This is a genomic window from Streptomyces sp. NPDC030840, assembly GCF_055572015.1.
Genome location: NZ_JBVIEE010000002.1, coordinates 47,890 through 66,903 on the forward strand (window position 1 = coordinate 47,890; position 19,014 = coordinate 66,903).

The 19,014-nt window shown below is 71.6% G+C and carries 13 protein-coding genes and 1 pseudogene; 5 read left to right on the top strand and 9 right to left on the bottom strand.

The annotated features are described in order from the left end of the window. Positions 1 to 37 precede the first annotated feature (37 nt). The 5 genes from ACZ49J_RS04190 to ACZ49J_RS04210 all read right to left on the bottom strand — a co-directional run bounded on the left by ACZ49J_RS04190 (position 38) and on the right by ACZ49J_RS04210 (position 6,486). Complete coding sequence (locus ACZ49J_RS04190) at positions 38 to 1,756, bottom strand: hypothetical protein (protein WP_467457458.1); 1,719 nt, start codon at positions 1,754 to 1,756, stop codon at positions 38 to 40. A gap of 2 nt (positions 1,757 to 1,758) precedes the next feature. Beyond that, positions 1,759 to 2,661 carry a carbohydrate ABC transporter permease gene (locus ACZ49J_RS04195; RefSeq protein WP_467457457.1) on the bottom strand — a complete coding sequence of 301 codons (903 nt, stop codon included), beginning with the start codon at positions 2,659 to 2,661 and terminating at the stop codon, positions 1,759 to 1,761. Then, complete coding sequence (locus ACZ49J_RS04200; protein ID WP_467457456.1) at positions 2,658 to 3,569, bottom strand: carbohydrate ABC transporter permease; 912 nt, start codon at positions 3,567 to 3,569, stop codon at positions 2,658 to 2,660. The genes ACZ49J_RS04195 and ACZ49J_RS04200 overlap by 4 nt, the downstream gene beginning before the upstream one ends. A 199-nt stretch (positions 3,570 to 3,768) precedes the next feature. Further along, positions 3,769 to 5,091: an extracellular solute-binding protein gene (locus ACZ49J_RS04205; RefSeq protein WP_467448831.1), complete on the bottom strand. Its 1,323-nt coding sequence runs from the start codon at positions 5,089 to 5,091 to the stop codon at positions 3,769 to 3,771. 273 nt (positions 5,092 to 5,364) lie between these two features. Further along, complete coding sequence (locus tag ACZ49J_RS04210) at positions 5,365 to 6,486, bottom strand: ROK family protein (RefSeq protein WP_467448830.1); 1,122 nt, start codon at positions 6,484 to 6,486, stop codon at positions 5,365 to 5,367. A 425-nt stretch (positions 6,487 to 6,911) separates the two neighbouring features. On the opposite strand from ACZ49J_RS04210, the gene ACZ49J_RS04215 reads away from it, so the two are divergent. Both ACZ49J_RS04215 and ACZ49J_RS04220 read left to right on the top strand, forming a co-directional pair. Beyond that, the gene (locus tag ACZ49J_RS04215; RefSeq protein ID WP_467448828.1) at positions 6,912 to 7,820 is read left to right on the top strand and encodes an N-acetylglucosamine kinase; all 909 of its coding nucleotides are present in this window, start codon (positions 6,912 to 6,914) and stop codon (positions 7,818 to 7,820) included. A gap of 93 nt (positions 7,821 to 7,913) precedes the next feature. Further along, on the top strand, positions 7,914 to 9,860 hold the full coding sequence (locus ACZ49J_RS04220) for a phosphatase PAP2 family protein (protein ID WP_467448827.1): 1,947 nt from the start codon (positions 7,914 to 7,916) through the stop codon (positions 9,858 to 9,860). 7 nt (positions 9,861 to 9,867) lie between these two features. Here ACZ49J_RS04220 and ACZ49J_RS04225 read toward each other — a convergent pair whose 3' ends face one another. Further along, the gene (locus tag ACZ49J_RS04225; protein ID WP_467448826.1) at positions 9,868 to 10,611 is read right to left on the bottom strand and encodes a peptidoglycan-binding domain-containing protein; all 744 of its coding nucleotides are present in this window, start codon (positions 10,609 to 10,611) and stop codon (positions 9,868 to 9,870) included. A 471-nt stretch (positions 10,612 to 11,082) separates the two neighbouring features. Between ACZ49J_RS04225 and ACZ49J_RS04230 the strand changes: the two genes are divergently transcribed. From ACZ49J_RS04230 to ACZ49J_RS04240, 3 genes and pseudogenes are all read left to right on the top strand, one after another. Next, a complete protein-coding gene (locus ACZ49J_RS04230) occupies positions 11,083 to 11,829 on the top strand; it encodes an IPT/TIG domain-containing protein (protein WP_467448824.1) in 747 nt (248 codons plus the stop codon). A gap of 131 nt (positions 11,830 to 11,960) precedes the next feature. Next, complete coding sequence (locus ACZ49J_RS04235) at positions 11,961 to 16,664, top strand: Ig-like domain repeat protein (RefSeq protein ID WP_467448823.1); 4,704 nt, start codon at positions 11,961 to 11,963, stop codon at positions 16,662 to 16,664. Between the two features lie 121 nt (positions 16,665 to 16,785). After that, positions 16,786 to 17,058: pseudogene (locus ACZ49J_RS04240) on the top strand (response regulator transcription factor); the annotation flags it as partial. Positions 17,059 to 17,090: 32 nt separating this feature from the next. Here ACZ49J_RS04240 and ACZ49J_RS04245 read toward each other — a convergent pair. From ACZ49J_RS04245 to ACZ49J_RS04255, 3 genes are all read right to left on the bottom strand, one after another. Beyond that, positions 17,091 to 17,456 carry a DUF6479 family protein gene (locus ACZ49J_RS04245; RefSeq protein ID WP_467448822.1) on the bottom strand — a complete coding sequence of 122 codons (366 nt, stop codon included), beginning with the start codon at positions 17,454 to 17,456 and terminating at the stop codon, positions 17,091 to 17,093. A 229-nt stretch (positions 17,457 to 17,685) separates the two neighbouring features. Then, the gene (locus tag ACZ49J_RS04250) at positions 17,686 to 18,501 is read right to left on the bottom strand and encodes an SAM-dependent methyltransferase (RefSeq protein WP_467448821.1); all 816 of its coding nucleotides are present in this window, start codon (positions 18,499 to 18,501) and stop codon (positions 17,686 to 17,688) included. Between the two features lie 92 nt (positions 18,502 to 18,593). Beyond that, positions 18,594 to 18,980 (bottom strand): PPOX class F420-dependent oxidoreductase, encoded by a 387-nt coding sequence (locus ACZ49J_RS04255; protein ID WP_467448820.1) that lies wholly within the window; start codon positions 18,978 to 18,980, stop codon positions 18,594 to 18,596. Between the last annotated feature and the right edge of the window lie 34 nt (positions 18,981 to 19,014).

The window sequence follows — 19,014 nt, forward strand, 5'->3', positions numbered from 1 at the left end:
TGCGTGCCCGAGGTGGCCGTGATGCGGGTCGTCGGGGTCACACGACAGGTGCGGGCCGGCGGGCGCGCAGTGCGACGGTCAGTGTGTGCGGGCCCTGTCCACCCAGGTAGACGCGGTTCCCGGTCGTGGCATCGGTGCCGCCCACCACCGTGTAGTCCTGACCCGGGTCGTATCGCAGCACGTCGCTGCGGTCCGGCCCGGCCAGCGGTTCGCCCGCCTCGACGCCGGCCTCGATCCGGATCTCGTCGTCGCCGACCCGGTAGGTCATTCCTCCGGTCGTCAGGCACCAGCGCCCGTCGCCGATCGGTACGGCGCCCTCCGTCACACCGCCCGGCCGGAAGGTCAGTTCGAGGGCCCAGGGCACCCGTGGTCCGCTGATGTCGATCCGCAGGTCGGCGCCGTCCTCCCTCAGGTCCACCTCGACGCGGGTCGTGTGGGAGACCTCGTCCCGGGGCCGGTCCTGGAAGGCCATCGCGGCCGAGAAGCGCCCCTCGTCCGCCATCCGGTAGGCGCCGTCGTCCCGTCGCCGGTCCGGCGGGAGCGGTTGGTGGTAGGCGGCCGTGAGGGTTTCGGTGAGCCGGTACCGGTGGTCGGCGAGCCGTCGCATGCCGGAGGCGCGGAACGGGCCCAGGTCGAAGAATCCCCGCGAGAGGCGGACGGCGTCGAGGACCGCGTCGCCGGCGAACAGGCGCAGGAAGGTGGGATTGCAGGCCAGGCCCGAGCGGATGCGCCGGTGTTCGGGCACGTCGGAGCCGCCGTACACCACCGTGTGCGCGGTGGCTGCGGCGCGTGCGGCGAGGCGTGCGGTGGTGAGGTACCGGTCACGCGGAAGTGTCTGAGCGGCCGGGTCCGGCAGGACACGGCACAGGTCCGGGGTGAGGAGGGTCTCGGCGAGCAGGCCGGGATCGTCGATGCCGGCGGCGGCCGCCAGCCGTGCCGCCCGGCTGAAGTCGCCCCGGCCGGTGCGGATCGCGAGCAGCCGGTAGTGCGGCAGGTAGGGCGCCAGCGGGAAAGGGTGGTTCTGGTCCTGTCGTCGTGAGTGGACGGTCTCCACCGTGCCGTCCGGCCTGATGAGGTCCAGGGTCGTGGCGAGATTGCGTTCGACGGCGTCCCGCAGGTCGCCGCGGCCGAGGACGTCGGCCAGCAGCAGCAGTGAGGGGTTGGACACGTGGGCCGCGTAGTTGGCGCTCCGTTCCGAGTACAGGCCCTCCGCGTCGATGTCGACTCCCTCGGTGAGCCATTCCGCCACACGGTCGAGCAGCCGGTCGTCCGGGAACGACCGGTGCAGCCGGGCCAGCGCCGCGCACAGCTCCCAGCGGTGGTTCGGGGTGTGCACCCCACCGGTCAGGAGACTGCCGGAGGCGGCGCCGGCGATCTCGGCGAGCGCGGACGTGACCTCGCGCAGTTCCGGCCCGGCGCCGACGGCGAGGACGTGCGCGTCGCACACGTCGTTGACGGTGAACGCGGAGTCCGGCGGTGACTGCACGTTGTCGCCGCCGGCGAAGAGGCCGGTGGGTGTCTGCGCGGCACGCAGGGCGGCGAGGTGGGTCATCGCGGCGGCGATGGCCTGCCTGCTGCCGTGCAGGGCCGAGTCCGGGGAACGGTACGCCGCGACCAGGGTCTTCACCCGGCGAGCCAGACCACGGTGCGGCACATCGGCGGGTGCCTCGTCGGGGTCGGCCGCCAGCGGGGCGGCCAGCCGGTCGGCGGCGCGGGCCGCCGCGCGGACGAACTCGTGATCGAGCGGGGTGGGCAAGGTCAGTCCTTCAGTCCGGCGTTGATGTCGGCGCTCATGACATAGCGCTGGAAGACCAGGAAGATGGCGATCAGAGGGATCATGGAGATGACCGATGCGCCGAGCAGCACCGACCAGTTGATGTTCTGCGCGCCGACGATGCTCTGGATGCCGATCTGCACGGTGAACTTGTTGGGGTCGTTGAGCATCAGGAGCGGCCAGATGTAGTCGTTCCACCGCCACTGGAAGGACAGGATGGCGAGGGTCAGCATGATGGGCCGGGACAGCGGCACCATGATCCGCAGGAAGATCGACAGTTCGCGGGCGCCGTCGATGCGTGCCGCTTCCACGAGTTCGTCGGGAACCGTCAGGAAGAACTGGCGGAACATGAAGCATCCGGTCGCGGTGAGCACGGCCGGGAGGATGATGCCGGCGAACGAGTTGTAGAGGCCGAGGTCGCGGACCACCAGGAACTCCGGGGCGAGCATGACCTCGCCCGGCAGCATCGTGGTGGCCAGGATGCAGACGAAGAAGACCTTGAGCCATTTGTTGTCGTACTTGGCGAGCGCGTACCCGGTGCAGCAGCTGACACCCACCGTGAGGATCGTCGTGATCACGCACACGATGGCTGTGTTGATGAAGTACTGCGAGAAATTGGCGCTGTCCCACGCTGCCTTGAAACCCGACAGGGTGGGGTCGCGCGGAACCAGCGTCAGCGGATAGGAGAACAGGTCGCTGGCCGGCTTGAAGGAGCTGAGGACGAACCACAGCACTGGAAACCCGTAGATGAACGCCAGGATCCACAGCAGTGTCGTCGCGGGCACCGCCCGCCGGATCCCACCGCCGACGGCGTTGCGGGGACGCTGCTTGGAAACGGGCTGTTTGGCGTCGGCGTCGAGCGGGCGTGGCATGTCTGTGGTTGTCATCGGTTCTCCACCCGCCGGTTGACGATCAGCTGGATGATCGCGACGGCCATCAGGATGAGCATGAGCACGAATGAAGCGGCGCTCGCGTAGCCGATCTGGCCCCGTTTGAAGCCGGTCTCATAGATGTACTGGACAAGCAGGTTGTTCGACGATCCGGGTCCGCCGTTGTTGAGGGCGACGAACACCGGGTATTCCTTCATCGCGTTGATCGTGTTGAGCAGGATGACGATGAACGAGGTGGGCGCGATGCTCGGCAGCGTGATGCTGATGAACTGGCGCCACGGACCGGCGCCGTCGAGCGAGGCCGCCTCGTAGTACGACACCGGGACGTTCTTGATCGCCGCGATGAACAGCAGCATCGTGAAACCCGTCCACATCCAGGACGCCGCCATCACCACCACCAGCAGCGACAGGTCCGCGTTCGACTGCCACGGAACCTCGCCTCCGCCGAACTTCTCGATGACGTAGTTGACCAGTCCGAAGTTCTCACCGAACATCCACCGCCACAGGACGCCCACGACGATGGGCGACAGCAGCCACGGAATGAAGAAGATGACGCGGGCGACCGACGAGCCCTTGGCGTGCTTGCTCACCACCAGGTTGGCGGCGAGCAGCGAGAGCGCGAAGTTCAGCGGGACGAAGAGGACGGTGTACAGCAGCGTCCGGGTCAGCGCGTTGTAGAACGTGGAGTCCCCGAGCAGGTTCTGGTAGTTGTCCAGTCCTACGAACTGGAACACCCCCACGCCCGAGTAGTTCGTGAAGGAGTAGACGAGCCCGATCACCGCCGGCCAGACGAAGAAGAGCACGAAGAGCACGACATTGGCCGCGATGAGGACGAGCGGCGCGGCGGTGTACTTGCTGCGTCTCCTGGGCGGGCTCACGGACACGTCCGAGGCGTGTTTGGTCATCTTCCTGACTCCGTGCTGGTGGAAGGGATTGCTGTGGGCTCACGCCATGAGCCCGGCATCACATGGGCGCCCGGGGCCGGGGGGGGGGGGGGGGGGGCACCCCCCCCCCCCCCCCCCCCCCCCCCCCCCCCCCCCCCCCCCCCCCCCCCGTCCCCCCCCCCCCCCCCCCCCCCCCCCCCCCCCCCCCCCGGGCCCACGATCAGCCGCCGACCTGCTGGTTGTAGCCGTCCACGATGTTCTGCAGGGCCTTGTCGGCCGACTGCTCGCCGTTGATCGCCTTGCCGAGCTCCGTCTTGGTCGGGTCCTCGGTGAGGGTCTTGCCCTTCAGCACCCAGGCTGTCTGCGCGCTGTTGAAGTAGCCGGAGATCGGGTCGTAGAGCGGGATCGACTCGTTGTACAGCTTGAACGCCGCCTGCGCCGCCTCGGACTTGAAGGGGTACTGCGGGTTCAGACCGGTCTCGACGGGCAGGAACCCGGACGCCTCACACAGCTCGCGGTAGTGGTCCGGCTCGTACAGCCAGGAGATGAACTTGCTGGCAGCGCTGGCCGCGTCGGCGTTGTTGTTGAACCCGACCACCATGCCGCCGCTGTTGACGTCGCTGGCCTGCACCGGCTCGGCGGGAGTCGGGACGCTCGCCCACTCGAACTTCTTGATGCTCTCCGCGAAAGCGGCGACCTGCCACACGCCGGACCAGTAGGCGACCACGTCGCCGCTCTGGAACATGGCCGACGGGTCGGCGCCGCTGGTCCACACCGACTTCGGCATGGTCTTGTTGTCGTTCATCTCGACGAAGCGCTTCACGGCCTTCTTGGTCGCGGCGTCCGCCGAGAACTTGCCGGAGTCGTCAGCGTGGACGTACTTCCCGCCCATCTCGTACACCATGGCGCGCAGCCGTGACGGCGACTGGTCGAAGGTCAGGGAGTACTTGGCCTTGGTCTTCTCCCGGACCTTGTCCGCCGCCTTGATGAACTCGGTCCAGGTCCAGGTCTTCTGGGGCGAGGTCGGGTAGGAGACGCCGGCCTTCTCGAAGAGCGACTTGTTGATGAACATGCCGGACGCGGTGACGTCCGAGGGTATGGACAGCACCTTCCCGGACGAGTCCTTGGCGACGAAGTTGGCGTTGATCTTGTTGCTCTTGTTGTTGGCGACGGACGTGAGGTCGATCAGCTTGTTCGACCAGAGCGGGTCCAGCGCCGGCACGGCCGCCACGTCGGGCAGCGAGTTCGCCTGCGCGGAGTTGCGCAGCTTCGCCGTGTAGCCCTCGTAGGGGATGTTGACGAGCTTGACCTTGACGCCGGTTTCCTTCTTGTACCGCGCCACCATCTTCTTCCAGCCCGCGTCCTGCCCCGGAACCGTGGAGATCCAGAACGTCAGCGACTTGGAAGTACCGCCCGAGCCGGAGTCCGACCCGCAGGCGGAGAGCAGAAGGGCACCTGCCGTGGCCACGGCAGCGAGGGGAACCACGCGGCGTATGCCGCCGCGGCCGAGTCGGCGGGAGCGCCGCACACCCACACTGATCATCTTCGATCCCTTTTCTTCGTAGCGGAAGAAGCACGGCGCCAGCCAAGGCGGCACGGGTGCATTTTGCAGGAGGTCTCGCTTTCCGGGGCACGGCCTCGCCCGGCCGCGTCGCCTTGACAGGTGGGGTCCCCGGCCAAGAGGGCCGTCGTCGCACGAGCACGCCCTCGTGCGGCTGCCGTACTTCGCGTACAGGCGGGATAGTCACCCGGAGTCGGCGTCCCGGCCGACTTAGAAAGCGCTTGTCCGGACATTGGCAGAACGGGATGGAGTCCGTCAATCCTTCACTGGCACCCCTCCGGTCACGGTTTGGATTCCATGGGCCACGGCCAGCCTGCTGGCCCCGACCACGGTGCCGCTGTCGCCGAGGGCGCTGCTGACCACCTCGGTGGGCCAGCTCAGCCGGGCGAGCTCGGCCCGTACGCCCGGCACGAGCTGCGGATTCGCGCCGACGCTGCCGCCCAGGACGATCAGTCCGGGGTCCAGTACGGCGGCCACGGCGGCGGCCAGCCGACCCACCTCGGCGGCGTGTCGGCCCACGACGGCTCCGGCTGTGGCATGTCCCTCCTCGGCGAGGGCACAGAGCCGCTGGACGGTGTCGGGGCAAGGGCCGTCGGCGTCCCGCCAGGCCTCGGCCGTGCGGCGCAGCAGCGAGCCGGCGCCTATGTGTTCCTCCAGGCCCTCGTAGCGCGGCCGCCTGCCCTCGTCCCACGGGTAGGGCAGCCGGGCGACCTCACCGGCGGCGCCGTTCGCGCCGCGCAGCACCTGGCCGCCGATGACGACACCGAGGCCGATGCCCACGCCGATGCGCAGATAGCCGAAGGTACGCCGGCCGCGGGCGGCGCCCTCGTGCAGCTCGGCGAGCGCGGCGCAGTTGACGTTGTTCTCCAGGTGCACCGGCACACCCGGCGGAAGGGCGACAGCCATGGCGTCGAAGACGGGGCCCGCCTTGGCGGTCGCCGGGCGCTCTCCGGCACCCTCCCCGTCCTGTGTGGTGACGTCACCGACGGCGACCACGACGGACCGCAGCGGGGCGTTCGCGGGCAGCGCGTCCAGCGCCCGGCGCACGGTGTCGGCGGCGTCCGCCCGGGAGCCGTCGCTCTCGGCGAGCAGGGTGCCGTCCAGGGCGCAGCCACGCACCTGGGTCCGGTCGGGGCCGAGGTCGACGGCGAGTACGGCGCCGGCGGCCGGCCCGAGGCCGTAGACGACGGCGGTACGGCCGGTGGCGCCGGAGGCGGTGCCGGAGGAAGCGGCGAGGTCGGCGGCCTCGAGCTCGGCCACAGCCGAGGAGATCGTCGGCTTGGACAAGCCCGCGCCGGCGGCCAGCTTCGGGCGGGTGGCGGTGCCCGCCGCGGCCAGCACGGCGAACACCGCACGCGCGCTCTCGCTCAGGTCCATGCTCTCCCCAGATGGTGCTGCGGCGGCCGGGCGGCGCGGAGGGAGTCCAGGCACGCCCCGCGTCGTGCGGCACGCTCACTCGGCGTGCCGCACGACGCGGGAACGTACCGGACTCCCCCGGCGCCACCCAGATCGCCAAGGTCGTTCGGCATCGGGTTTCCGCGCCTCTTGACGCGCACCCTACTTCGTTAGTTAACTTCCTAACGAAGTGCACGGTACTCGCCTGCCGTGTTCCGCACGAGGCCCGTCCCGGGGCTTCCCGATCTTTTACTCAGGTATGCCTCGCGAGGTCCGCGCCGGTCACCGCGACTCGGCTGCTCTTCTGCCGTGGGTCCGGGGTCGTCCCCCGCGAGAACACAGTCAACTCCCGTTCCCGAGCACGGTTCGCCCGCCGTCGACGCGCCCGCAACGACGAAAGAGGCACCGTGCACGACTCCAGGCCCGTCGCGGTCGGTATCGACGTGGGCGGCACCAAGACCCATCTCCGCGCGGGGACGGGTTCCGGCGCCGATCACGTCCGTACGAGCAGCGGATGGCGGCCGCACGACCCCGTGGCCGCCGCCGGCTGGCTGACCACGCTGGTCCACGACGCCCTCCCCTCCGGTGCGCGTCCGTCCGCCGTCGCGGTGGGCGGCCACGCCTGCGAGACGCCCCGGCAGTGCGAGGCCCTTCGCGCCGTACTCCAGGAACGGCTTCAGGTGCCGTGCCTGGTCGTCGGTGACGCCGAACTCCTCGTGCCCGCCGCCGGCCTGGACAGGGGCGTCGGCCTCGTCGCCGGTACCGGCTCGGTGGCGGTCGGCCGACTCGGTGACGGCAGCTCCGTGCAGGTCGGCGGCTGGGGCGCCGTGCTCGGCGACGAGGGCGGCGGCGCCGGCCTCGTCCGTGAGGCGGCCCGGGCAGTGTGGGCGGCGCACGATCGCGGGGAAGCCCCCGACGCGCTGGCCGACCGGCTGGTGGCCGCCTTCGGCGTGAGTGAGGTCCCCGCCCTGGGCGCGGCGCTGGAGAGCGCCACGGACGTCTCGGCCGAGTGGGGGCGGCGTGCCCCCGTCGTGTTCGCCGCCGCCGAGGACGGTTCCCCGATAGCCCGCGAGGTGATCGCCGAGGGCGGCCGCGCGCTCGCCGCGCTCGTCGTCCGGCTCGCCGAACGCGGCGCTTTCGTCGACGACGTCGTGATCGCGGGCAGTACGGTCCTGCGCCAGCCCGCGCTCTACGAAGCCTTCACCTCAGCCCTCGCGCACGCCCTTCCCGCCGCGCGGCCCCTTCGGCTTCAAGTACCGCCGGTCGAGGGGGCGTTGGCACTGGCACAATCTCTCCTTCAGCCTGCAAGCCACTGATCACCCCCGCGCCGCCGACTGGTCATGAACCGGTCATGCGTCGCATCCAGTCTCTGCCCGAAGATCGTTCACCGTGAAAGGAGCGGCACCCGCATGCCGTCATCAGCCGGGCACCACACCACCAACCGGCGTGTCTTCCTGAGGAACTCACTCGGCGCCTCGGCGGGTCTCCTCGCCGCTCCGACCGTCGCCACGTGGTGGAAGGCCCCCGGGGCCCGTGCCGCCACGGCCCCCGCCGCCTTCGTCGACGACTACACCACCAACGTCGTGGCGAACCAGACCCCCGAGACCAACGCGGTCATCCGCGCGCTCGGCGGCTTCGCCGAGGTGTGGAAGACCGGGGCCGAGTGGGACACCGGCACCCCGATCATGCCCGAGGTGCTGCGCGCCAACATGCGGTACTGCGCACGCCTCACGGGCGCCCGCACCGACGCGCAGGCCCGCGAGGCGTTCATCTTCGACCGGCAGCACCAGAGTTACGCCATGATCGGCGGCCTGGGCCCGCTCGCCGAGCTGTACAAGTCGGGTGCCAAGGCGGTCACCTCCATCACGAGCGCCCCGGACGGCACGCCGTCGGGCAGGATCAACGACGCGGTGCCCGCCGACGCGCCCGCCGGTTCCGCGCTCGGCGCCGGCAGTTACGACTCGGACCTCGGACAGGTGGCCAGGCTGGTCGACACCGTGCGCGGCCCGTTCGCCTCGGGCAACCCGGCCAAGTTCGCCTTCCAGTACCCCCGCCCGTGGCGGATGAACGAGCACAGCGAGGTCGTCGACACCGGCGAGAAGGACGCGCTCGGGTACCCGGTGTACGACTCCGACGTGGTCGTGGCCCCGCAGTTGCTGAGGCAGCGCAGCACTGACGGCGCGGAGGACGGCGGCTTCCCCAGCGGCCACACCAACGCCTTCCACCTGGCCGCGCTGGCGTTCGCGTACGCGGTGCCCGAACGCTTCCAGGAGCTGGTGACCCGCGCGTTCGAACTGAGCCACACCCGCATCATGTCGGGCATGCACTCCACGGTCGACGTCATGGGCGGCCGCGTGATGGCCACCGCCCTCGCCGCCGCCGCGCTCGCCGATCCCAGGAACGCCGAACTCAAGGCCGCCGCGCGCGAGCAGGCCGCCGCCTACTTCCAGCAGCGGACGGGCACGACGGCCGACACCCTGTACGCGTACGCGCACTCGGCGGGCACGGACACCGACGCGTACGCCGACCGGGAGGCCAACGCCCGCGCGGTCGCGCCCCGGCTGACGTACGTCCTCACCCGGACGGGCCGCTGCACCCCGCTGACCGTGCCCAAGGGCGCGGAGGTGCTGCTGGAGACGCGGCTGCCGTACCTGGACGCGGCACAGCGGCGCGAGGTGCTGCGGACGACCGCGCTGCCGTCGGGGTACGTGCTGCTGGACGGCTGGGAGCAGTGGGGCCGGCTGAACCTGTTCGCCGCGGCCGACGGCTACGGCGCGTTCGAGGCGGACGTGCACGTGACGATGGACGCGGCAGCCGGCGGTTTCAGCGCGGCCGACACCTGGCACAACGACATCTCGGGACCCGGGGGCCTGGTCAAGAGCGGCAGCGGCTCGCTGACACTGGCGGGCGCCAACCGGTACACGGGCGGCACCACCGTGAGGGAGGGCGTGCTCGCCGCGGGCTCGAAGGAGGCCTTCGGCCGCGGTGACGTCCGGGTGGCGGGCGGCACGCTGGCCACCGGTGACAACACCGTGCGGGTGCGCGGGGGTTACGCGCAGGCCGGCGTCCTGGACGTCACGCTGGACCTCCCCCACTCTCGGCTTCGCTCGAGCGGGGGGACCCCCATCACCGCCCCCGCCCTGGTGGTGGACGGCCGCGCGGTGCTGGAGCGGGGCAGCTCGCTGGTGGTCCGGTTCGACGCCAGGCAGTCGCCGCGCCCCGGCAGCACGGTGGCGGTCATCGGGGCGCGGTCCCTGCAGGGCCGGTTCGCCGAGGTCACCGTGGCCGCCGAGGGCTGGCGGGCCGAGCAGGTCTTCACGGCGCACGGCCTGTCGGTACGACTCACCACGAGCTGACTCTTCGTCAGGCCTGGGTCCGGGACTCCAGGTCGAGACGGGTGTCGTTGCCGTAGACACCCGTCTCGTCGCCCCGGATGCCGTACCAGAGCTGGAAGCGGGCGACGGCCTCGGTGAGCGTGGCGTCGTACGTGCCGCTGGTCGAGCCGTTGTCGTACACGTTCGGTATCTTGCGCAGCCGCTCCTGGAGTTCGGTGACCTCCGGACCGCTGTCGCCCTCGCGGAGGGTTCCCGGTCCGTCCGGATCCCCGGCATCCTCCGCCTGCTGGGTGGGGGGCGCCGAGCCGGGCGCGCTGGGGGCCGGCGTCGGGGTGCTGGGGCGCGCCTCGTCGCTCGCGTCGCCGCCCGGCAGCAGCAGCGCGCAGCCGAAGCCGATCAGGGCCGCCGCGGCCACTCCGACGACGACCGCGGCACGGCGCAGCTCCACGCCGCCCGTTCGCCGTGCGGAGCGGCGCCCGCGGTCCTGTGGGCGGCCCGAGTCCGCGCTGAAGTCCTCCCCCATCCGGACGGGCGGGAGTTCCTCGGTCTCCGGCTCGGGCAGGATGCGCCCGGGGGCCCGTGCGACAGAGACGGCCTCGTACTCGTCGTCGGGACCGCGCCCCGGAGAGGCCTGTCCCTCGGCCCTGGCGCGGTCCTGCTCGAACTCCCGCAGCAGTTCCGCCAGTGCCTCCGTCCGGCGGCGGCGCATGACGTAGGTGGGTTCGATCGGGCGACGCCTCGTCGTCTGCCCCGGTTCGGGCGGTGTCGACACACTGCTCTCCTTCCGTGCGAGCGGTCTCCCGCCATCCCCGTGGAGTGATACGGGGCCGCCGACCGGAGAGTTCAAACGGGCGCGGCGCGTGTGCCCGAGGGAGACCTGTTTCCGTGGAGTGAGCCGTGCCCTTTCCTCAACGGTCCTGCCGGATAACCCGTTCGGGTGATTGAGGCAGGCGGGGTCTTGTCACTCGGTTGGCCCTGTGGGCTACTGAAAGGGTGAACCGGCGGGCTGCCCATCCCCGTGCCGGGGGACGTTCAGACAGGCAGCTGTTGCCGGTTTTCCCTTTGCCCACAGGAGACACCGGACGTTGTGGGTCCGCCTGCGCGCGGCAGTGCGGCTGTTGGTCTTCCCCCCGCCCCGGCGGCGTTCGACCGCGCGGTGCCCCGTTGCTGGTGATGCCGCGTCGGCCGGCTGGTCCTGCTGGTTCCTCGCCATGTCCCTGAGATCCAAGCGAGGAGTACCGTCATGCCCATTTCTCCGAATCAGGGTTCCACCGGTGGCGGCACGTTGGTGACCATCACGGGTACGAACCTGTCCAACACCAGCGCGGTGAAGTTCGGCACCAAGTCGGCGACCAGCATCACTCAGGTCTCACCGACGCAGGTCACCGCCGTCTCCCCGTCCGGCACCGGCACCGTCGGGGTCACCGTGACCACCCCCGGCGGGACCAGCAACCCGGTGCCGTTCTTCTACGTCGGCGCTCCGTTCAAGTCCTCCCTGGGTGCCACCTCCGGCCCCCTGGCCGGTGGCAACGCCATCACCCTCACCGGGACCGGCCTGTCCACGGCCACCAGCGTGTCCTTCGGCGGCATCACGGCCACCCCGACGGTGAACTCCGACAGTTCACTCAGCGTCACGGTTCCCGCGGGCGCGGCGGCCGGTCCGGTGTCGGTCAGCGTGACCACCGCGGGCGGGACCAACAACGGCCTGACCTACACCTACGTCGACGACCCCACGATCGGGACCCTCACCCCCACCTCGGGCCCGACCTCCGGCGGGACGGCGGTGACCATCACCGGCACCAACCTCGACACCACCGACTCGGTGACCTTCGGCGGCACCCCGGCACCGTTCTCGGTGGTCAGCGCGACCACGCTGTCGGCGGTCACCCCGCCCGGCACCGCGGGGGCGGCCGACGTGGTGGTGACCAACCCCTCGGGGTCGGACACGGCAGTCGGCGCCTTCACGTACGTCGCCGGCCCCGGCATCTGACCCACTCTCCCGGCGGGCACCGTGCCGCCGGCCCTGGCACGGAGTTCCGTCATCCGCCCGCCCACGACGGCCTGACCGGCGTCGTGGGCGGGGCACCTCCGGCAAGGGCCGTCCCAAGGAGGGAGCTGCCCATGCCCAGGCCCATCGACATGCTTCGGCGCGCGCGTGCCATGACCGCCGCACTCCCCGCCGCGCCGATCGCCGTCATCCCGGTGGGTGACGGCCCCACCGGGATCGCCCTGGGCCGCCTCGGCCGTGCGGGGTATGTGACGAACTTCGGCTCGAACACGGTCACCGTCCTGGACACCGGCACCCGGACCGCCACCGCCACCGTCCCCGTCGGATCCGGCCCGTGGGGAGTCGCCGTCGCCCCCGACGGGACGGAGGCGTATGTGAGCAACCTCGGTTCCGGGACGGTCAGTGTCATCGACACCGCGACGAACACCGTCACGGCGGCGATCGGTGGCATCTCATCCCCGGCCTGCGTCGCCTTCTCCCTCGACGGCAGCCGCGCCTATGTGGTCAGCCAGGACACCGACCGCCTCGTGGTCCTGGACACCGCCACGCGCACCGCCGTGACGAGCGTGGCGGTGGGCGGCACCCCGTACGAGGTCGCCCTCTCCCCGGACGCACCGTACGCGTACGTCAGCGACTTCGGCGACGGCACCGTCACCGTCGTCGACACGGACTCGAACACGGCCGTGGTCACGGTCGGCGGCTTCACCCAGCCGCGCGGCCTGTCCGTCACCCCGGACGGCCAGCGCCTGTACGTCGCCGACCAGGCGGCCGGCACGGTCAGCGTGGTGGACACCACCACGTACACCGTCGCCACCGTGATCGGCGGATTCGACGCTCCCGTGTCGGTGGCCATGGGCCCCCGAGGTGTCCTGGCCTACGTCAGCGAAAGCGGCTCCGGTTCGCTCACGGTGATCGCCTTGGCCACCAACGCCCGCGCCGCCACCGTCACCGGCCTGGGCGTGCCGAGCGGACTCGCCGTCACCCGCGACAGCCGCCACCTCTACCTGGCGGACACCGGCACCGACACCGTCAGCGTCCTGAACATCCCGGTGCCCGTCTCCCCCGACCAGGGGCACACCGGCGGCGGCACCCCGGTGATCCTCTCCGGACGAGGCTTCCTCGGCACCACCCGGGTCCTGTTCGCAGACCGCCCGGCCGTCTCCTTCTCCGTGGTGGACGACACCACCATCACCGCCGTCACTCCCGCGGGCACCGGCGCCGGCCCGGTCTCCGTCACCGCCTTCGGCGTCACCCGCACGATCGGTACCTTCTACTACCTGCGGCCCCCGATGCTCCGGACGGTCTCACCCGCCACCGGTCCCACGGCGGGAGGCAACACGCTCACCGTCACCGGCATCGGCCTGTACACCACCCAGGAGGTGCGCCTGGGCACCACCAGCGTGTATCCGACCGTCGTCTCCGACGCCCGGCTCGTTCTCACCGCGCCGCCCGCCCCGCCCGCTGTCCCCGGGACGGTCACCAGGGTCCCCGTGGTGGTGACCACGTCGGGCGGCGTCGCCGGCGGTCCCTCCTACACCTACGTCGATCCGCCCACGACCACCACGCTGACTTCCTCGCCCGAGTTGCCTGTCGTGGGCGAGCCGGTCACCTTCACGGCGGCGGTGGCCCCTGCCGCCCCCGGGACGGGAACCCCCACGGGCACGGTGTGGTTCGACTTCGGGGACGGCTCCGTGCCGGTCACCGCCGTGGTGGTGGACGGGGTGGCAACAGCGACGCACGCCTACGCGGGCACCGGCGGCAGCCCGTACACGGTCGCCGCCGCCTACAGCGGGGACAGCGACTTCGCCCCGTCGTCGGACTCCGCCGAGCAGGCGGTGGCACCGGCGCCGACCGCGACGACCGTTGTGTCCAGCCCGGAGCCGTCGAATCCCGGCGGGCCGGCGTCCGTCACGGCGCGGGTCGTCGTGGCAGCACCCGGCAGCGGGCGGCCCACGGGCTCGGTGACGATCGACTTCGGCGACGGCACACCGGCCGTCGTGCAGCCCCTCGTGGACGGCCTGGCCACAGCCACCCACACGTACCCGGCCGTCGACGGCACCTACACGATCACCGCCTTCTACGGCGGAGACACCGACTACGCCTCCTCCACCGACGTCCGCACCCATCGGGTGCTGGCCGACGTCGTGGCCACCACCACGACGGTGACCTCCGCGCCGGACCCGTCGACGACCTGGCAGACGGTCACCTTCACGGCCACCGTCACACCCGCCGACCCTCAGGCGGAGACCCCCACCGGAACCGTCACCTTCGACTTCGGCGACGGCACACCCCAGGTTCCGGTGACGTTGTCGGGCGGCGTCGCCGCGGTCGGCCACACCTACACCTCCGGGATCGGCAGCCCGTATCCGGTCATCGCCCTCTACACCAGCGACAATGGTGAGTTGAGCTCGTCCGCCGGACACGACGCCCAGACGGTGAACCCGGTCCCCACGACCACCTCGGTCAGCTCCTCGCCCGAGTCCTCCGTGGCAGGGCAGCCGGTCACCTTCACCGCGACCGTCACCCCGGGCGCCGCAGAGGCCGAGGCGCCGACGGGCACGGTCGTCTTCGACTTCGGCGACGGAACGGCACCGGTCGCCGCCCCGGTCCAGGACGGCACGGCCCTCATCACCCACGCCTACGCCACCACCGGCGGCAGCCCGTACACGGTCACCGCCGTCTACGACGGCGACACGGACTTCGCCGACTCCACCGCGACGCACGCCCACACCGTGGGCCAGGCCCTCACGACCGCCACACTGGCGTCCGTCCCGGACCCGTCGGTGGTGGGCGAGGCGGTGTTCTTCACGGCGACCGTCACACCTGTCTCCCCGGGAGCGGGCACGCCCACCGGCAGCGTCACCTTCGACTTCGGCGACGGCACCGCCCCCGTCACCCTGCCCCTCACCGAGGCGGTGGCCACCACCGACCACACCTACACGGGCGCTGCGGGCAGTCCGTACACGGTCACCATCACCTACGACGGTGACACGGACTTCGCCGGCTCCACCGGAACGAACGCCCACAGGGTGCGCCGGGCGCTCACCACCACGACCGTGACCTCCGCTCCGGACCCGTCGGTAGTGGGCGAGGCGGTGACCTTTACCGCCACCGTCGCGCCCGTGGCACCGGGAGCCGGCACCCCCACCGGCACCGTCACCTTCGACTTCGGCGACGGCACGACTCCCACCACCGCCACCCTCACCGACGGCACCGCCACCACCACTCGCTCCTACAGCAGCCGGCCCGACGGCCCCCACGCGGTCATCGTCACCTACAGCGGGGACCTCGACTTCGTCTCCTCCGGTGGCGCCGCACTGCACACCGTGGACCGGGCGTCGACCACGACCACCGTCACCTCGGCACCGAACCCGTCCGTGGTGGGCCAGCCGGTGACCTTCACCGCCACCGTCACCCCGGTCGCCCCCGGAGCGGGCACCCCCACCGGCACCGTCACCTTCAACTTCGGCGACGGCACCACCCCCGCCACCGCCACGCTCACCGACGGCACCGCCACCATCACCCGCCCCTACACCAGCAGAAGGGACGGCCCCGACACCGTCACCGCCACCTACAGCGGTAACAGGGACTTCACCGCGTCCAGCGGCACGCCCACGCACACCGTGGACCGGGCGTCGACCACCACGACGGTGGCCTCGGCGCCGGACCCGTCGGTGGTGGGCGAGGCGGTGACCTTCACCGCCACCGTCGCGCCCGTGGCACCGGGAGCCGGCACCCCCACCGGCACCGTCACCTTCGACTTCGGCGACGGCACCACCCCCACCACCGCCACCCTCACCAACGGCACCGCCACCACCACCCACCCCTACACCACCAGCAGCGGCAGCCACTACACGGTCACCGCCACCTACGAAGGGAGCACGGCGTTCGCCGGGTCCAGTGGGACGGACACCCACGCCGTGGACCGGGCGTCGACCACCACGACGGTGGCCTCGGCGCCCGACCCGTCGGTAGCCGGTCAGCGGACGACCTTCACCGCCACCGTCGCGCCCGTGGCACCGGGAGCCGGCACCCCCACCGGCACCGTCACCTTCGACTTCGGCGACGGCACCACCCCCACCACCGCCACCCTCACCAACGGCACCGCCACCACCACCCACCCCTACACCACCAGCAGCGGCAGCCCCTACACGGTCACCGCCACCTACAGCGGAAGCCCCGACTTCACCGCTTCCAGTGGCACCGACGCGCACACCGTCAACCGGGCGTCGACCACGACCGCCGTCACGTCGGCGCCGGACCCGTCAGTGGTGGGCCAGCCGGTGACCTTCACCGCCACCGTCACACCGGTCGCCCCCGGAGCGGGCACCCCCACCGGCACCGTCACCTTCAACTTCGGCGACGGCACCACCCCCGTCACCGCCCCTCTGGCCGGAGGCGCTGCCGGCGTCACCCGCCCCTACACGAACCGGTCCAGCGGCCCCTACACGGTCACCGCCGCGTACAACGGCAGCAGCAGTTTCACCGGCTCCAGCGGGACCGACCCGCACACCGTCAACCGGGCACTGACGAACACCACCGTGGTCTCCTCCCCGGACCCGTCGGCTCCGGGACAGAGCGTGACCCTCACGGCGACCGTCACCGCCGTACCGCCTGGAGCGGGCACCCCCACGGGCACCGTCACCTTCACCATCGGCAACCGCTCCCCCGTCAGTTCCCCGCTCGTCAACGGCAGCGCCACCACAACCATCAGCATCCCGCTGGCTGTCGGCACCCACCCCGTCACCGCCACCTACACCGGCAGCAGCAACTTCACCGGCTCCAGCGGCACGGACACGCACGCCGTCATGCCGTGACCCGCGACCTGCGGTGAGCGAGCCGCGTCATCCTCGGCCGACCGGGGCGTTCCCCACGGGGACGGCGGGAAGCAGGGCCGCGACCTCCCAGCCCTGTTCCTCGGCGCGCGGCCGGGCCTCGTCCGTCACGGTCCGGCTGCTCAAGCACGTGACGGCGGGGACCGAGCGGCCCGCGGCGCCGGAGCCCCATGAGGCGCTCACCGACCGGGAGCTCGACGTGGTCCGCCTGGTGGCCCTGGGCCACACCAACGCCGAGATCGCCGCGTCCATGTTCGTGTCCCTGTCCACGGTGAAGACGCACCGCGGGAGCATTCAGCTCAAGCTCTCCGCCCGCAACCGCGTGGAGATCGCCGCATGGGCCTGGCGGACGGGACACGCGGGCGACCACTCCTGACGCCGGGCGCCCACGAGTCCCTGGAGCCGGCGTCAGGACCGGCCCGGCCCGCCGCTGCCGAACGAACCGCTCGACCCCGGGTCCCAGCGCCGGCGCGTCTGGTCCTCGCTCCGCCGGCTCCCGGAGGCGTGGAGCTGGTGCGGGGTGAGCCGTTCGTCCCCGTCCCCGGCCCTCGGGACCTCGTTCGGCTCCCGGACCTGCCGGGTCTCGTGGACGGGCCCGGACTCCGGCAGCTTGGGCTGCTCGCCGCGCCGGGGTGGACCCGGCTCGCGGCGTCGTACCTTCATCCCGAGCCGGACCGCCCAGATGAGCGCGCAGACGATGACAACTCCGGCGATGAGGATCGCGACCACACCACCGGGATTCGTCGCGGCTGCTTCGTACTCGTTCGTGGTCATGGGCGCCGGGTACCCCGTCCCGGGCGGTGAATACGCGCTGGATACTCCGCCCGACGGCGTCGCCGCGCCGCCTCGCGGGTCCGGTGGCCGGGCGCCGTACGCGGGTCCGGTGGCCGGGGTTTCCGTCGGGATGGTCAGGGCCTCCGTGAGGCGCTCTCCCCGCCGTGCGGCCCGCGTTCCGGGTGCGGCGGGTCCGGGGTGGGCGGGCCGGAGGCGGAGGGCTCTGCCCTCAGGGTTTGCGGGCGACGCCGCCGAGGGCGATCACCTCGCCGCGCGCGGGCGCGGTCGCGGGGTCGGGGCGCCACTCGGTGAGGGGGACGACGCCGGGGTCGAGCAGGTCCAGGCCGTCGAAGAAGCCCGCGAGTTGCCACGGGCTGCGCAGATGGTAGGCGGCCGCGCCGGTCTCGTTGTAGAGCCGGGTCGCTTCGGCGTTCGCCTGGTGGGTGTCCACGCTGTCGTTGAAGGCGAGGTAACTGCCCGACGGCAGCGCCCCCATCAGCGCGGCGACGATGGCACGTGCCTGGCCGTAGTCGGCGATGTGCCCGCTGACCTGCATCAGAGTGAGGGCGACCGGCTGGGACAGGTCCAGCGTCCGGGCCGCTTCCCGCAGCACGGTGTCGGGGTCGTGCAGGTCGGCGTCGACGTAGTCGGTCACGCCCTGGGGGGTGCCGGCGAGCAGTGCGCGGGCGTGGGTGAGCACCAGGGGATCGTTGTCGACGTAGACGACGCGTGCCTCGGGTGCCACCCGCTGGGCGATCTCGTGGGTGTTGTCGGCCGTCGGAAGTCCGGTGCCGATGTCGAGGAACTGACGGATGCCGGCCTCACCGGCCAGATGGCGCACGGCACGGCCGAGGAACGCACGCGAGTCCCGGGCCAGGTCGGTGATGCCGGGGAAGATCTCGCGGAAGGCGTCTCCCGCCTCGTGGTCGACGGGGTAGTTGTCCTTGCCGCCCAGCCAATAATTCCAGACCCTGGCCGAATGCGGCACCGTCGAGTCGATCTTCGCTAACGCCGCTGTGTCAGGGGCGGACCGATCCTGCGACACCCGACAACCTCCTTGGAGCGAACCGTTGCTGACGCGGGAAGTACCAGTGGCATACTCCCAACGAGCACCGTGCGCCGTCCAGTTGGAGAATCTCAGGGCGTGAGTGAGATGCGCAGTCCGACCGCGCCCTCCTTGCCGCGGCGCATCCGGCTGCCCAGGACGGTCAGACGGGCGACGAGTCCGTACTTGCGGGCGATGAGCCGGCGGTAGTGCTCGGTCGTGGCGGGATCGACGATCTCGGCCCGGCCGGGGACCTGTTCGCCGGTCGGGTTGCCGCGCAGGTCACAGGGGCCCACGAGGATGTCGGCGCGATTGCGGATCCGCTTGACCTTCCCGGAGTCGGCGGCCGTCCAGACACCGAGCGTCTCCGCGTCCCGTACCGCCCACACCGGCGTAGCGACGGGCGTTCCGTTCCGGCGGTAAGTGGTGATCAGCACGTACTTGCCCGCGCCCAGCGCGTCCAGGGTGGTCTCCTCCATGACGGGAGTGTAGGCGGGCCGGACGGTCAGGTCC